The following is a 14,486-nucleotide window of genomic DNA, read 5'->3' on the forward strand; positions in this document are numbered from 1 at the left end:
CGTGACGATCGTCGCTGCCGCCGACGGCTCCGCCCTCGGCAATCCCGGCCCGGCCGGCTGGGCCTGGTACGTCGACGACGACCGTTGGTCGGCCGGAGGCTGGCCGCACGGCACCAACAATCAGGGCGAGCTCATGGCGGTCATCGACCTCCTCGAGTCCACCGCGCACGTCGACGACGACCTGCGCATCCTGTGCGACAGCCAGTACGTCATCAACGCCGTCACCAAGTGGATGGCGGGCTGGAAGCGCAAGGGCTGGCGCAAGGCCGACGGCGCCCCCGTGCTCAACCGCGAGCTGCTGGAGCGGCTCGACCGCGCCCTCCACGGCCGCAGCTACACGTTCGAATGGGTGAAGGGGCACGCCGGCCACGAGCTGAACGAGGCCGCCGACCAGCGCGCCCGCGCCGTCGCGACCGCGTACCAGAAGGGCGACCCGATCCCGATCGGACCCGGCTGGCCGAACGCTGCCGAGGAGGCTGCCCTGGGCCGCGGCTCATCGGCCGCTGCTCCGGCGCCTGCGCCTGCTCCGACCGGCACGGACGACGCCGCGCTCGAGTTCGACCTCTTCGACGGCCTCCCTCCCGAGGAGATCGGCCGCCCGGAGTCCGAGGAGGCGCTCGTCGCGCGGCTGGAGCGGGAGCTGCTCGAGCCCGCGGTGCGCAGCGACGCGTCGCGGCTCGCCGAGCTGCTCCACCCCGACTTCGAGGAGATCGGGCGCAGCGGACGACTCTGGGGGCGCGACGCGCTGATCCAGGCCCTCGGCGACGAGCGGCCTTCCGCCGTCGGGATCGAGGTCCTCGGCACGGAGCGCGTGGCCGACGGGGTCATCCTGCTCACGGCCCGCACGAGCGACGACCGCGGCGACAGCCTCCGCAGCTCCCTCTGGGTGCGGACCGGGTCGCGTTGGCGCCTACGCTTCCACCAGGGGACGCCGGAGGCGTAGCAGGCCGCGGTTGATCTGCCGCGCCCACAGCGGACCGCGGTAGAGGAACGCCGTGTAGCCCTGGACCAGGGTCGCTCCGGCGTCGAGTCGCTCCTGCACGTCTTCTGCGGTCTCCACGCCCCCGACCGAGATGACGCACAGCTCGGCGGGCACGTTGGCGCGGATCAGGCGCAGGACCTCCAGCGAGCGGGCGGCGAGCGGTGCGCCGGAGAGCCCTCCAGCGCCGGCTGCGTCGACGACGGCCGGGTCGGTGCGGAGTCCGTCGCGCGCGATGGTCGTGTTGGTCGCGATGATGCCGGCGAGGCCCAGGTCGACGGCGAGGCCCGCGATCTTCGCGACCTGCTCGTCGGTGAGGTCGGGCGCGATCTTCACCAGCAGCGGGGTGTCGCACGCCACCTCCTTCACGGCCGTCAGCAGCGGGGCGAGGAGGTCGAGCTCCTGCAGCCCGCGCAGCCCGGGCGTGTTCGGCGAGCTGACATTGACGACGAGGTAGTCGGCCACCGGAGCGAGCGCGCGGGCGCTGGTCAGGTAGTCGGCGGTCGCGTCCTCGACGGCGACCACGCGGCTCTTGCCGATGTTCACGCCGAGCACAGGGCGGCGCCGCGCGCGGCGGACCCGCAGCAGGCGGTTCGCCGCGGCGCCCGCACCGTGGTTGTTGAAGCCCATCCGGTTGATCACCGCACGATCCGGGATCAGGCGGAACAGCCGAGGCTTGTCGTTGCCCGGCTGCGGGCGCGCGGTCAGCGTGCCGACCTCCACATGGCCGAATCCCAGAGCGCCGAGGCCCAGCACCCCTTCGCCGTCCTTGTCGAAGCCGGCCGCGACGCCGAACGGCGAGTCGAACCGCAGCCCGAGCGCCTCCACCGCCAGCGACGGGTCGGGCGCGGTGAAGCGGCGCACCACTCCCCCGAGGCCGACAGCCGGCAGCGCCCGGATCACGACGAACGCGAGATGGTGCGCCTGCTCGGGGTCGAGCTTGGACAGGACGTGGGTGAAGAGTGCGCGATACATGCCAGCTACGAGACTAGCGGGCGGCGCGCCACCGCTCCGTCACGCGCACGATGCGAGGCGATCAGGCCTGCGCGTCGACGGGCTCGCCGTGGTGCGACAGGCGGAGCTGGCCGATGGCGGTCTCGAAGTCCTCGAGCGAGTCGAACGCCTGGTAGACGCTCGCGAAGCGCAGGTAGGCGACCTCGTCGAGCTCGCGCAGCTCCGGAAGGATGGCCAGCCCGATGTCGTTCGCGTCGATCTGCGAGGCGCCGGTGGAGCGGATGGTCTCCTCCACCTTCTGCGCCAGCACCGCCAGGTCGGAGTCGGTCACCGGACGGCCCTGGCACGCCTTGCGCACGCCGAGCACGATCTTCTCGCGGCTGAACGGCTCCACGACGCCCGAGCGCTTGATCACGCTGAGGCTCGCGGTCTCGGTGGTCGAGAAGCGGCGGCCGCACTCGGGGCACTGCCGCCGGCGACGGATGGAGAGTCCGTCGTCGCTCGTCCGCGAGTCGATGACGCGGGAGTCGGGGTGGCGGCAGAAAGGACAGAACATGGCTGGATTCTACCGGCCGCGGCTGGGGATCGGGCGGAGGGTCAGCCGTTGAAGCGCACGGTCACGGCCTCGCCGTGCGCGGGCAGGTCCTCGGCCCCCGAGAGCGCGACGATGCGGTCGGCGACGCCGCGCAGAGCCTCCCGGTCGTATCGGATGACCTGCTGCGGGCGCAGGAACGAGTACGCGCCGAGGCCCGGCGAGAACCGCGCCTGTCCGCCGGTCGGGAGCACGTGGTTCGAGCCGGCGAGGTAGTCGCCGAGGCTGACCGGCGAGCTCGGGCCGACGAAGATCGCGCCCGCGTTCTGGATCAGCGCGAGCAGCGCGTCGGTGTCGGCGGTCTGCAGCTCGAGGTGCTCCGGACCGTAGGCGTTGCTGAAGGCGGCCGCGGCGGCGAGGTCGTCGACCAGCACGACGCCGGACTGCTGTCCGCCCAGCGCCGTCCGCACGCGGTCGGCGTGGCGGGTCGCGGCGACCAGCGGCTCCAGCTCGGCGCGGACGCGGTCGGCGAAGGCGGGGCTGTCGGTGACCAGCAAGGAGGCCGCGGCCTCGTCGTGCTCGGCCTGACTGATCAGGTCGGCGGCGACGTAGCGGGCGTCCGCGGTGTCGTCGGCGATCACGAGGATCTCGGTGGTGCCGGCCTCGGAGTCGATGCCGGTCTGGCCGCGCACCACGCGCTTCGCGGCGGCGACGTAGATGTTGCCGGGGCCGGTGATCACCTGGACCGGGTCGAGGCCGAGGCCGTCGACACCGTAGGCCAGCGCGCCGATCGCTCCGGCGCCTCCCATCGCGTAGACCTCGTCGATGCCGAGCAGGCCTGCGGCGCCCAGGATGACGGGGTGCACGGCGCCGCCGAACGCGCGCTGGGGAGGACTCGCCAGTGCGACGGAGGCGACGCCTGCGACCTGAGCGGGGACCGCGTTCATGACGACCGACGACGGATAGACGGCCTTGCCACCCGGAACATACAGGCCGGCGCGCTCGACCGGCTGCCACCGCTGCGCGATGACGGCGCCGGGTCCGATGCGCGTCTCGGCGGGCGGCGGTACCTGCGCGGCGGTCGCCTGCCGGACGCGGGCGATCGCCTCCTCCAGAGCCTCGCGCACCTCGGCCGGCAGCGCCTCCACCGCGGCGGCGATGTCGGCGGCCGGGACGCGCACGGAGGCAGGCACGACGCCGTCGAACCGGGACGCCTGCTCCGCGAGGGCCGCCGCGCCGCGGGCGCGCACATCGTCGATGAGCTCAGCCGCGACATGCATGGCCGCCTGCACGTCCACCACGGGACGCGGGACGAGGCGCTCGAAGGCGGCGCGAGTAGGCTGGACTCCGCGGAGGTCGATGGTCTGCATCATGGCCCGTCAAGCCTAACGGCAATCACCGGGCGGCCCCTCCCGGGAATATCCCCTCGCGAACGGCCCTTCTCACCAACGTATGAACAGCGCAGCCCCCGTGCCTCCGACCGACCCGACGCCCGACCTTTCCGCGTTCCGCCAGGCCTTCCGCCGGCACGCCGCGGGGGTCGCGATCGTCACGGCCCTGACGCCGGAGGGCGAGCCGGTCGGGTTCACGGCGACGTCGCTGGCCTCGCTCGCGGCGGTGCCGCCGCTCGCCACGTTCAACATGGCCCTGTCGGCATCGAGCTGGCCGGCGATCGCCGAGACCGACCGCGTCGTCATCCACATGCTGGGGGCGGGCAACAAGCCGACAGCCGAGATCCTGTCGGCCGACAACAGCCGCCGCTTCGACGGCGACCACTGGTACCGCGGGCCGCACGGCCTCCCAATCATCAAGGACGTGACGGCGTGGATGGTCGGCCGCATCGTCGAGCGCGTCGCCGTGCACAACAGCGCGGTCGTCGTCGTGCAGATCGAGGGCGGCGAGCTGGGCGCGGAGGACGCACCGCTGCTGTACCACGAGCGGCGCTACCACCGCCCGGCCGAGCTCGACGACTGACCCTCCGCCGCCCTACATTCGTGCCGAATGTACGCTTTGGGGCCGCCAAAACGCACATTCGGCACGAATGTAGGCGGGATTAGACCAGGCAGTTCGGGCCGAGGAGGCCCTTCAGCTCGCCGTACAGGTCGGGGCTGACCTTCACCGGGCGCGGCACCTCGAAGACGCGCGCGACCGGACCCTTGACCAGCCGCAGCCGCACCTCGCTGTCGCCCGGGTGCCGCGAGAGCACCTCGGCGAGCGACGTGACGGTGTCGGTGGTCGCGCGCTGGTCCGCCATGGTGATCATGAGCGGCCCGTGGTCGTCGGCCTGGCCGAGGTCGGGGGTCATCAGGCTGAACGCGTGCAGGTTCATCCCGTCGTCGCGGAGGCTGACCCGGCCGCGCACGACGACGATCGCGTCGCCCTGCAGCATCGGCGAGAACTCCTGGTACGCCTTGCCCATGAACATGACCGTGAGCTCGCCGCCGAAGTCCTCGACCTGGATCATGCCGTACTGGTTGCCCGACGCCTTCGCCACGCGGTGCTGCACGCTGGTCACGAGGCCGGCGATCGTCACCGTCTCGCCGTCCTGGATGTTGTCGGACCCGACCAGATCGGCGATGGAGGTGCTCGCCAGCTTCGCGAGCGGCAGCTCCAGCCCGGCGAGCGGGTGGTCGGAGACGTAGAGGCCGAGCATGTCGCGCTCGAAGGCGAGCTTGTCGCGCTTGGCCCACTCGGGCCGCTCCGGGATGTGGTGCTGGGTCTGGCCGACCTCGTCCTCGGCCCACAGGCTGTCGAAGTCGAAGCCCACGTCGCCGTTGGCCTCGCTGCGCTTGATCTTGACCGCGGACTCCACCGCGTCCTCGTGCACCTCGACGAGCGCACGGCGGGTGTGGCCGAGCGAGTCGAAGGCGCCCGCCTTGATCAGCGACTCGACCGTGCGCTTGTTGGCGGCGTGGATCGGCACCTTGTTCAGGAAGTCGTGGAACGACTCGAACCGCCCCTTGGTCTCGCGCGCCTCACGGACGCCCTCGACCACGTTCGCGCCGACGTTGCGCACCGCGCCCATGCCGAAGCGGATGTCCTGGCCGACCGCCGCGAAGTACAGGTTGGACTCGTTGACGTCGGGCGGCAGCACCTTGATGCCCATGCGGCGGCACTCGTTGAGGTAGAGCGCCATCTTGTCCTTGGAGTCGCCGACGCTGGTGAGCAGCGCGGCCATGTACTCCGCCGGGTAGTGCGCCTTGAGGTACGCGGTCCAGTACGAGATGACGCCGTACGCGGCCGAGTGGGCTTTGTTGAACGCGTAGTCGGAGAACGGCAGGAGGATCTCCCACAGCTTGTTGACCGCGTCCATCGAGTAGCCGTTGTCGACCATGCCCTGCGAGAAGCCGGCGAACTGCTTGTCCAGCTCGGACTTCTTCTTCTTGCCCATCGCGCGGCGGAGGATGTCGGCCTGTCCGAGCGAGAAGCCGGCGACCTTCTGCGCGATGGCCATCACCTGCTCCTGGTAGATGATCAGGCCGTAGCTGGTAGACAGGATGTCTTGCAGCGGTTCCGCCAGCTCGGGGTGGATCGGCGTGATCTCCTGCAGCCCGTTCTTGCGCAGGGCGTAGTTGGTGTGCGAGTTCGCACCCATCGGGCCCGGGCGGTACAGCGCGATCAGTGCCGAGATGTCCTCGAAGTTGTCCGGCTTCATCAGGCGCAGCAGCGAGCGCATCGGCCCGCCGTCGAGCTGGAACACGCCGAGCGTGTCACCGCGGGAGAGCAGCTCGTAGGCCGGCCTGTCGTCGAGCTCGAGGTCCTCCAGGACGAGGTCCTCGCCGCGGTTGTCGCGGATGTTGTCGAGCGCGTCGTTGATGATCGTGAGGTTGCGCAGCCCCAGGAAGTCCATCTTGATCAGGCCGAGCGACTCGCACGCCGGGTAGTCGAACTGCGTGACGATCTGGCCGTCCTGCTCGCGCTTCATGATCGGGATGATGTCGATCAGCGGATCCGACGACATGATCACGCCGGCGGCGTGCACGCCCCACTGGCGCTTGAGGTTCTCGAGCCCGAGCGCGGTGTCGAAGACGGTCTTGGCCTCGGGGTCGGTCTCGACGACCGCCCGGATGTCGACGGCCTCCTTGTAGCGCGGGTGGTTCTTGTCGAAGATCCCGGTGAGCGGGATGTCCTTGCCCATGACGGGCGGCGGCATCGCCTTCGTCAGCTTCTCGCCCATCGAGAACGGGAAGCCGAGCACGCGGCCGGAGTCCTTGAGGGCCTGCTTGGCCTTGATCGTGCCGTAGGTGACGATCTGCGCGACGCGCTCCGAGCCGTACTTCTCGGTCACGTACTTGATGACCTCGCCGCGGCGGCGGTCGTCGAAGTCGACGTCGAAGTCGGGCATGGAGACGCGGTCGGGGTTGAGGAAGCGCTCGAAGATGAGGCCGTGCTGCAGCGGGTCGAGGTCGGTGATCCGCATCGCGTACGCCGCCATCGAGCCCGCGCCGGAGCCACGGCCCGGGCCGACCCGGATGCCGTTGCGCTTCGACCAGTTGATGAAGTCGGCGACGACGAGGAAGTAGCCGGGGAAGCCCATCTGCGAGATGACGCCGATCTCGTAGTCGGCCTGCTTGCGCACGTCCTCCGTGATGCCGTTCGGGTAGCGCTCGTGGAGGCCCTTCTCGACCTCCTTCACGAACCAGGACTGCTCGGTCTCGCCCTCGGGGACGGGGAAGCGCGGCATGTAGTTGGCCGCCGTGTCGAAGCGCACGTCGCAGCGCTCGGCGATGGCGAGCGTGTTGTCGCACGCCTCCGGGTAGTCGCGGAACAGCTGCCGCATCTGCTCGGGCGTCTTGAGGTAGAACTCGTCGGCGTCGAACTTGAACCGGTTGGGGTCGTCGAGCGTGGAGCCGGACTGCACGCACAGCAGCGCGGCGTGGCTCTGGGCGTCGCCGGCGTGCGTGTAGTGGAGGTCGTTGGTGGCGACCAGCGGCAGGCCGAGGTCTTTCGCCAGCCGGATGAGGTCGCTCATGATGCGGCGCTCGATGCCGAGACCGTGATCCATGATCTCGGCGAAGAAGTTCTCCTTGCCGAAGATGTCGCGGAACTCGGCCGCCGCCTTCACGGCCTCGTCGTACTGGCCGAGCCGCAGCCGCGTCTGCACCTCGCCCGACGGGCAGCCGGTGGTGGCGATGATGCCCTTGCCGTAGCGCTCCAGCAGCTCCCGGTCCATGCGGGGCTTGAAGTAGTAGCCCTCCATGGAGGCGTACGACGACATCCGGAACAGGTTGTGCATGCCCTCGGTCGTCGCCGCGAGCATGGTCATGTGCGTGTACGCGCCCGAGCCGGAGACGTCGTCGCCGCCGCCGTCGCCCCAGCGCACGCGCGTCTTGTCGGTGCGGTGCGTGCGCGGGGTGAGGTAGGCCTCCGTGCCGATGATCGGCTTGATGCCGGCGTCGGTCGCGGTGCGCCAGAAATCGAACGCGCCGAACATGTTGCCGTGGTCGGTGACCGCGACGGCGGGCATGCCCTGCTCGACCGCCGCCTCGACGAGCGGCTTGACGCGCGCGGCGCCGTCGAGCATCGAGTACTCGCTGTGGACGTGGAGGTGGACGAAGGAGTCGCTCATGAGTGAGACAAGCCTACGTCGGACCTACGACTCTCGGAGGACGTCCAAGGCGTGTTGCAGGTCGTCCGGATACGTCGTCGTGAACGTCACCCACTCCCCCGTCGCCGGGTGCTCGAAGGCGAGCTGGACGGCGTGCAGCCACTGCCGCGTGAGACCCAGCCGGGACGACAGCGCGGGATCGGCGCCGTACATCGCGTCGCCGACGCAGGGGTGCCGCTGCGCCGCCATGTGGACGCGGATCTGGTGCGTGCGGCCCGTCTCGAGGTGGATCTCCAGCAGGCTCGCCGCCGGGAACGCCTCGATGGTCTCGTAGTGCGTGACGGACGGTTTGCCGCCGGCGACGACGGCGAACTTCCAGTCGGAGCGCGGGTGACGGCCGATCGGGGCGTCGATGGTGCCGGTGAGCGGGTCGGGGTGGCCCTGCACCACGGCGTGGTAGATCTTCTCGACGGTGCGGTCGTGGAAGGCGCGCTTCAGGTGCGTGTATGCGCGCTCGGACTTGGCGACCACCATCAGACCGCTGGTGCCCGCATCGAGGCGGTGCACGATCCCGGCGCGCTCGGCGGCGCCCGACGTCGAGATGCGGAAGCCGGCGGCGGCCAGCGCGCCGAGGACCGTCGGGCCCTCCCAGCCGACCGAGGGATGGGCGGCGACGCCCACCGGCTTGTCGATGACGACGATGTCGTCGTCGTCGTGCACGATCGTGAGCTCCGGCACGGCGATGGGGACGATCCGCACCTCCTCGCGCGGCTGCCACGACACCTCGAGCCACGAGCCGCCGGGCAGGCGGTCGGACTTGTCGACCGCACGGCCGTCGACGGTCACGCCGCCGGCCTCCACGATCTCGGCCGCGAAGCTGCGCGAGAAGCCGAGGAGCTTGGCGAGCCCCGCGTCGACGCGCGAGCCGTCCAGTCCGTCGGGGATGGGGAAGCTGCGCGACTCCACTAGCTCTGCGGCTTCTCGGGGTTCTCGGAGGGCACGGGGTTCTCGGAGGCCGCGGGCTCGTCCACCGCGTCGTCGCCGTCGACCGGGTCGACGTCGCGGTCGGAGCGGCGCCCGTCGAGTCCGATGCCGCGGATGGTGAGGATCAGGAACAGCACCATGCTCGACACGATCGCGACGTCGGCGAGGTTGAAGATCGCCGGCAGGAGCGGGATCTGCAGGAAGTCGACGACGTGGCCGACGCCGAAGCCCGGCTCGCGGAACAGCCGGTCGGTCAGGTTGCCCAGCAGTCCGCCGAGCAGGAGCCCGAAGAGGATCGCCCAGGCGACCGAGCGGATGCGCGGCGCGTACCAGATGACGAAGCCGAGCACGCCGACGCCGACGATGGAGAAGATCCAGGTGGAACCGCTGCCGATCGAGAAGGCGGCACCGGCGTTCTTGACGAAGTGGAACTGGAGGAGCTGGCCGAGCACCTCGACCTGCTGGCCCTCGTACAGGTTCGAGACGACCAGGACCTTGGCGACCTGGTCGACGAGGTACACGCAGAGCGCGACCACCGCCAGGATCGCCAAGGCCCGGGCGCTGACCTTGGGCCGGGAGGGACTAGCCTCCAAAGCCGGGGAAGACCGGGGGCTGCGTGCTGCCCTCGTTCTGGCTGGAGCTGTCGGAGCCCGCGGAGACGGGAGCAGGCAGGGAGGCGCCGGCGTTCACCGAGGCGGTCTGGCGGTTCTGGCCGAAGCCGGAGCCCCCGCCGACCGACTGGGAGTCGAGGTCGCGCAGCTGGCCCTCGATGTAGCCCTTGAGGCCCTGGCGGTAGTCGCGCTCGAAGCTGCGCAGTTCGTCGATGCGGCGCTCGAGTTCGGTGCGCTGCTGGTCGAGGGCGCTGATCTGGGCGCGCTGCTTCGACTCGGCCTCGGCGACGATGCGGGCGGCGGTGGCGTGCCCCTCCGCGATGAGCGCGTCGCGCTTCTCGACACCCTCGCGCACGTGCTCCTCGTGGAGGCGGCGCGCGAGCTGGAGCAGGTTGTTCGTCGCGTTCGGGTCGTTGGCGTCGGTCGCGCCGAAGGCCGGCGCGGGCGCGGCGGCGGCGGCAGGGGCGGGAGCGGCGGCGGCCTGCTGCTGCGCGGCGGCGAGGCGCTGCTTGAGCTCGTCGTTCTCCTGCTTGAGGCGGTTGAGCTCGCCGGAGTCGACGGCGGGGGCCTGGGCGGCGGCGGCGGAGCCTCCGCTGCGCTGCAGCTCGGCGATGCGGGAGTCGGCGGCCACGAGACGCTGCTTGAGCTCCTCGTTCTCCTGGTTCAGGCGACGCAGCTCGACGACGACCTCGTCGAGGAAGTCGTCGACCTCGTCCTGGTCATAGCCCTCACGGAACTTCGTCGGTTGGAACCGCTTGTTGACTACATCTTCCGGAGTCAGCGCCATGGCAAGCCACCTTAGATCTTGAGAATGACGAACAAAGAGTGCGTTCAGCCAACGCTAGCAAAGTGCGCCGCGGGTGCGCACTCCGCGCCCCTCGCGGCGCGTCGGCCCATTCACCCTATAACGGGGCTCACTCACGCAACCGGAGCGACGCTCAGCTGAGTCCCAGAGTCACGTACAAGCCGATGATCACGACCAGCATGGTGAGGCTCCAGCCGAAATCGATCGCGACCGGCCCGAGCGACAGCGGGGGGATGATCCGGCGGAAGAAGCGGATGGGCGGGTCGGTCACCACGTACGTCGACTCCGCGAGCACGAGCCCGAACCCCTTCGGCCGCCACTGGCGGGCGAACGTGCGCACCAGGTCGAGCACGAACCGTGCCCACAGCACGAAGAAGTAGATCAGGAGGACGAAGTAGAGGACGTTCGCGATGATCGAGACGACGAGCACCTCTCCAGTATGGAGTACCGCGGAGACGCGAAAGCGCGCCCTCGCTGGGAGGGCGCGCTCGCGCGGCGTCGGGACCCGGCTCGGCCGGGGCGACGACTCAGGCCTGGGCGAAGAAGGAGGCGTCGACCTCGGCGTCCGCACCGCCGTGCTCGCCGGAGACGACCACGTGCGACGGGGACAGGAGGAAGACCTTGGGGGTGACGCGCTCGATCTTGCCGTAGAGGCCCTGCGACAGGCCGCTGGCGAAGTCGATGAGCCGGCGCGCGTCTCCCTCGCTCATCTGGGAGAGGTTGATGATGACCGGGATCCCCTCGCGGAACGACTCGGCGATCGCCTGCGCGTCGCGGTACTGGCGGGGGTGGACCGTGAGGATCTCGTTCATTTCCTGTACCGATGCATTCCGTGCGGTGGACGACGACGACTTGCGCAGCGGGGTCACCGGTGCGCGGCCGGCCACGGGGGCGACCGGAGCGGGATGGGGGACGGCCTGCACCGGCGCGGGCGCCGGGGCTGCGGTCTCGCGGCGCGGCTGGTGCTGCGCCTGCTCCTGGGGCTGCTCGTCGAACTCGAGCTCCTCGTCGGCGAGGCCGAGGTAGACCATCGTCTTCTTCAGCGGGTTGGCCATGCGCTTCCTCCGTGTGAACCTGTGCGCCGACGCCTCGCACGCACTCTCGAACCTTGTCTTCGAGATTAACGAAGGCTGGGCCGATTCCCGGTAATGGCCGTCCCGATGCGAAGGTGTGTCGCGCCCGCGGCGATCGCTTCGGGGTAGTCCTGCGACATCCCGGCCGAGATCGAGGTGGCCTCGGGAGCGAGACTCCGCACGCGCTCGCTCGCCGCGCGCACCCGCTCGAACGCGCGTGCCGGCTCCTCGTCCAGGGGCGCGACGGCCATCACACCGAGCAGCCGGAGGCCCGGGGTGGCGAGCACGTGCTCCACCAGCGGTTCGAGGTCGCGGTCGGCGACTCCCCCGCGCTCGGGGTCGTCGGTGAGGTTGAGCTGCACGAACGCGTCGACGTCCGCCTCCTCGCTCCGCAGCGCGTCCACCAGCGAGAGCCGGTCGACCGAGTGGATGACGGAGGCGTACCGCCGCACCTGCCGCGCCTTCTTGCTCTGCAGCTGGCCGACGAAGTGCCAGGTGAGGTCGAGGTCGGCGAGCTCCTCCGCCTTGGCCTGGGCCTCCTGATGGCGGTTCTCCCCCACGTCGCGCACGCCGAGCGCCGCCAGCTCGCGGACCAGCGACGCCGGATGGAACTTGGTCACGACGATCGTCGTGAGCTCCTCCGGCGAGCGGCCTGCCGCGCGAGCGGCGTCGGCGACGCCGCTCCGCACGGCCTGGAGCCGCTCGGCGAGCGGGCTACTTGAGGAAGTCGGGGATGTCGAGGTCGTCATTCTCGTCGTCGAACGCCGGGTCCTTGGGGGCGGCCTCGGCGACCGGCGCCTCGCCGGTGGCCTGCCACGTGCTGGTCTGCGGAGCGGGGATCTCGCCCGCCTCGACCTCGGCCGAGGACTGCACCTGAGCCTCCTCGGAGCCGGCCTCCACGTACGTGGTGCGACGGCTCTCGACCGCGGCGGGGCGCGCGTTCGGCTCGCCGCCGTCGAAGCCCGCCGCGATGACCGTGACGCGCACCTCGTCGCCGAGGGTGTCGTCGATGACGGCGCCGAAGATGATGTTCGCCTCGGGGTGCACGGCCTCCTGCACCAGGCGTGCGGCGTCGTTGATCTCGAAGATGCCGAGGTTCGAACCGCCCTGGATGGAGAGGAGCACGCCGTGCGCGCCGTCGATGCTGGCCTCGAGCAGCGGGGAGGCGACGGCCAGCTCGGCCGCCTTGATCGCCCGGTCGGCGCCGCGCGAGGAGCCGATGCCCATGAGCGCCGAGCCCGCGCCCTGCATGACCGACTTCACGTCGGCGAAGTCGAGGTTGATCAGGCCGGGAGTGGTGATCAGGTCGGTGATCCCCTGGACACCGGCGAGGAGCACCTGGTCGGCGGTGGAGAACGCCTCCAGCATGCTGATGCCGCGGTCGCTGATCTCGAGGAGGCGGTCGTTCGGCACCACGATGAGGGTGTCGACCTCTTCCTTGAGCCTTTGCACGCCGGCCTCGGCCTGCTGCTGGCGGCGCTTGCCCTCGAACGAGAACGGCTTGGTGACGACACCGATGGTCAGCGCGCCGATCGACTTCGCGATGCGCGCGACGACCGGGGCACCACCGGTGCCCGTGCCGCCGCCCTCTCCGGCGGTGACGAAGACCATGTCGGCGCCCGCGAGCGCCTCCTCGATCTCCTCGGCGTGGTCCTCGGCGGCGCGGCGGCCGACCTCGGGGTCGGCTCCGGCGCCGAGGCCGCGGGTGATCTCGCGGCCCACGTCGAGCTTCACGTCGGCGTCGCTCATGAGCAGCGCCTGGGCGTCCGTGTTGATGGCGATGAACTCGACGCCGCGCAGGCCGAGCTCGATCATGCGGTTGACGGCGTTCACGCCGCCGCCGCCGATGCCGACGACCTTGATCACGGCGAGGTAGTTCTGGTTAGCTGTCACGTCCGGCCTCCACGGGAACCTTCAACCTCAACTCGAGGCTTAAAGTTATGCTGAGTATGCAATTCTCGATCCGACGTTAGGTGCGCGGCGCCCGCGGCCCGGGGAGCCTGCGGGCGTGTCGGGAAATCGTGGCGCGGATCGACGCCGCCGCACCCTCCATGCTGCTCCCTCACCCTGTCGTCACGCTGTGCGGGGACGAGACGTCATAGCGGTTCGCCCCGCTCGCCCCGGCGAGGAGCGCGGTGAGGTCGGCGGCCTTCAGGTCGGAGTCCTCCGCGCTCCCCCACACCACGGTCGCACCGCTACCGCGCAGAGTGAAGCTCACATCGTCCTTGGTCTTGGCCGAGATCGTGTCCACCTGCGCCAGCACCGTCGGCGGGAGGGCGCTGAGCACCCCGGCCGCTGCGGCGAAGGCGGAGTCGGCGTCGGTCTCGGCAGAGCCTCCGGCCGCCGTGACCAGCGGGTAGCCCTCCGGCCGGGTCTGGCTGCTCGAGATGGGCACCTTGGCAGCGTCGACAAGGGTGAAGACGCTCCCCTTCTGGATCACGCCGACGGGCTGCCGCTCCTCGATCCGCACCACGAGGGTGTCCGGCGGGTGGCTCTCCAGGCTGTAGCTGCGGATCAGCGGGAAGGCGGCGAGGTCGCTGGAGATCGCCGCCTGGTCGAGCATCGGCAACGGCGTGCCGAGCTGATCGCCGAGCTTCGCCCGGATGTCGGCGGCGTCGAGGCGCGAGGCGCCGGTGATCTCGATATGACGCAGCGCGAGGAGCGGCGAGACGGCGACGCCGGCCACGCCCAGCACGAGCAGCGCGACGACCCCCGCGGCGGCCAGCCAGGCGAGCCTGCGGCGGCGCGAGCGCTTGGTGAACCGTCGCACCTCGCCGCGCTCGATGCGCCGGCGCTCCTTGCGGGCGGCGCGGAGCGCCTTCGAGATCTCGCGGTTGGTCGGCAGCGCGTCGTAGGGGCTGTGGGTGGAGGCTGCGTCGGTCGCCTGCGGGGCCTCGCGGGCCTCCTCCCCCGCCGGCCGCACCAGCGGGATGGGCGCGGTCACGGTCTGCACGCGCCGCGACTCCCGCCGCGCCTCCGCCCGGGGCTCAGGGGACGTCG

Annotated in this window: 14 protein-coding genes; 2 read left to right on the forward strand and 12 right to left on the reverse strand. The window is 70.7% G+C overall.

Going from position 1 to position 14,486, the window contains the following annotated elements:
* The first annotated feature begins 1 nt into the window (after position 1).
* A complete protein-coding gene (locus P5G50_RS14240) occupies positions 2-943 on the forward strand; it encodes a ribonuclease HI family protein (protein ID WP_301208198.1) in 942 nt (313 codons plus the stop codon).
* Here P5G50_RS14240 and P5G50_RS14245 read toward each other — a convergent pair.
* From P5G50_RS14245 to hisD, 3 genes are all read right to left on the reverse strand, one after another.
* Positions 911-1,954, reverse strand: coding sequence for a quinone-dependent dihydroorotate dehydrogenase (locus P5G50_RS14245; protein ID WP_301208197.1), 1,044 nt, complete (start codon positions 1,952-1,954; stop codon positions 911-913). The genes P5G50_RS14240 and P5G50_RS14245 overlap by 33 nt on opposite strands.
* A gap of 61 nt (positions 1,955-2,015) precedes the next feature.
* The gene (gene nrdR, locus P5G50_RS14250) at positions 2,016-2,489 is read right to left on the reverse strand and encodes a transcriptional regulator NrdR (protein WP_301208196.1); all 474 of its coding nucleotides are present in this window, start codon (positions 2,487-2,489) and stop codon (positions 2,016-2,018) included.
* Between the two features lie 41 nt (positions 2,490-2,530).
* Positions 2,531-3,838, reverse strand: a complete 1,308-nt coding sequence (gene hisD / locus P5G50_RS14255; RefSeq protein ID WP_301208195.1) for a histidinol dehydrogenase — start codon at positions 3,836-3,838, stop codon at positions 2,531-2,533.
* Positions 3,839-3,917: 79 nt separating this feature from the next.
* Here hisD and P5G50_RS14260 point away from each other — a divergent pair, with 79 nt between their 5' ends.
* Positions 3,918-4,439 (forward strand): flavin reductase family protein, encoded by a 522-nt coding sequence (locus P5G50_RS14260; protein WP_301208194.1) that lies wholly within the window; start codon positions 3,918-3,920, stop codon positions 4,437-4,439.
* A gap of 79 nt (positions 4,440-4,518) precedes the next feature.
* Here the strand turns inward: P5G50_RS14260 and dnaE are convergent, their stop codons facing one another.
* From dnaE to P5G50_RS14305, 9 genes are all read right to left on the reverse strand, one after another.
* Positions 4,519-8,034: a DNA polymerase III subunit alpha gene (dnaE, locus tag P5G50_RS14265; protein ID WP_301208193.1), complete on the reverse strand. Its 3,516-nt coding sequence runs from the start codon at positions 8,032-8,034 to the stop codon at positions 4,519-4,521.
* 24 nt (positions 8,035-8,058) lie between these two features.
* Positions 8,059-8,979 (reverse strand): RluA family pseudouridine synthase, encoded by a 921-nt coding sequence (locus tag P5G50_RS14270; RefSeq protein ID WP_301208192.1) that lies wholly within the window; start codon positions 8,977-8,979, stop codon positions 8,059-8,061.
* Positions 8,979-9,548 (reverse strand): signal peptidase II, encoded by a 570-nt coding sequence (gene lspA, locus P5G50_RS14275; RefSeq protein ID WP_301208191.1) that lies wholly within the window; start codon positions 9,546-9,548, stop codon positions 8,979-8,981. Before lspA ends, P5G50_RS14270 begins: the two co-directional genes overlap by 1 nt.
* A 31-nt stretch (positions 9,549-9,579) precedes the next feature.
* The gene (locus P5G50_RS14280) at positions 9,580-10,395 is read right to left on the reverse strand and encodes a DivIVA domain-containing protein (protein WP_301208190.1); all 816 of its coding nucleotides are present in this window, start codon (positions 10,393-10,395) and stop codon (positions 9,580-9,582) included.
* A gap of 151 nt (positions 10,396-10,546) precedes the next feature.
* Positions 10,547-10,843 carry a YggT family protein gene (locus P5G50_RS14285; protein WP_301208189.1) on the reverse strand — a complete coding sequence of 99 codons (297 nt, stop codon included), beginning with the start codon at positions 10,841-10,843 and terminating at the stop codon, positions 10,547-10,549.
* Positions 10,844-10,940: 97 nt separating this feature from the next.
* Positions 10,941-11,468, reverse strand: a complete 528-nt coding sequence (locus P5G50_RS14290; protein WP_301208188.1) for a cell division protein SepF — start codon at positions 11,466-11,468, stop codon at positions 10,941-10,943.
* 65 nt (positions 11,469-11,533) lie between these two features.
* Complete coding sequence (locus P5G50_RS14295; protein WP_301208187.1) at positions 11,534-12,235, reverse strand: YggS family pyridoxal phosphate-dependent enzyme; 702 nt, start codon at positions 12,233-12,235, stop codon at positions 11,534-11,536.
* The gene (gene ftsZ / locus P5G50_RS14300) at positions 12,201-13,379 is read right to left on the reverse strand and encodes a cell division protein FtsZ (RefSeq protein WP_301208186.1); all 1,179 of its coding nucleotides are present in this window, start codon (positions 13,377-13,379) and stop codon (positions 12,201-12,203) included. The genes P5G50_RS14295 and ftsZ overlap by 35 nt, the downstream gene beginning before the upstream one ends.
* A 169-nt stretch (positions 13,380-13,548) precedes the next feature.
* Positions 13,549-14,439 (reverse strand): FtsQ-type POTRA domain-containing protein, encoded by an 891-nt coding sequence (locus tag P5G50_RS14305; protein ID WP_301208185.1) that lies wholly within the window; start codon positions 14,437-14,439, stop codon positions 13,549-13,551.
* Between the last annotated feature and the right edge of the window lie 47 nt (positions 14,440-14,486).

Origin of the sequence: Leifsonia williamsii, from assembly GCF_030433685.1 — a bacterium.
In the GTDB taxonomy this organism is placed as follows: Bacteria; Actinomycetota; Actinomycetes; order Actinomycetales; family Microbacteriaceae; genus Leifsonia; species Leifsonia williamsii.

Coding starts and splice junctions, on each gene's coding strand:
- hisD (WP_301208195.1), bottom strand. CDS start 3,838: ATGATGCAGACCATCGACCTCCGCGGAGTCCAGCCTACTCGCGCCGCC.
- dnaE (WP_301208193.1), bottom strand. CDS start 8,034: ATGAGCGACTCCTTCGTCCACCTCCACGTCCACAGCGAGTACTCGATG.
- P5G50_RS14260 (WP_301208194.1), top strand. CDS start 3,918: ATGAACAGCGCAGCCCCCGTGCCTCCGACCGACCCGACGCCCGACCTT.
- P5G50_RS14295 (WP_301208187.1), bottom strand. CDS start 12,235: ATGACGACCTCGACATCCCCGACTTCCTCAAGTAGCCCGCTCGCCGAG.
- nrdR (WP_301208196.1), bottom strand. CDS start 2,489: ATGTTCTGTCCTTTCTGCCGCCACCCCGACTCCCGCGTCATCGACTCG.
- P5G50_RS14245 (WP_301208197.1), bottom strand. CDS start 1,954: ATGTATCGCGCACTCTTCACCCACGTCCTGTCCAAGCTCGACCCCGAG.
- P5G50_RS14290 (WP_301208188.1), bottom strand. CDS start 11,468: ATGGCCAACCCGCTGAAGAAGACGATGGTCTACCTCGGCCTCGCCGAC.
- P5G50_RS14280 (WP_301208190.1), bottom strand. CDS start 10,395: ATGGCGCTGACTCCGGAAGATGTAGTCAACAAGCGGTTCCAACCGACG.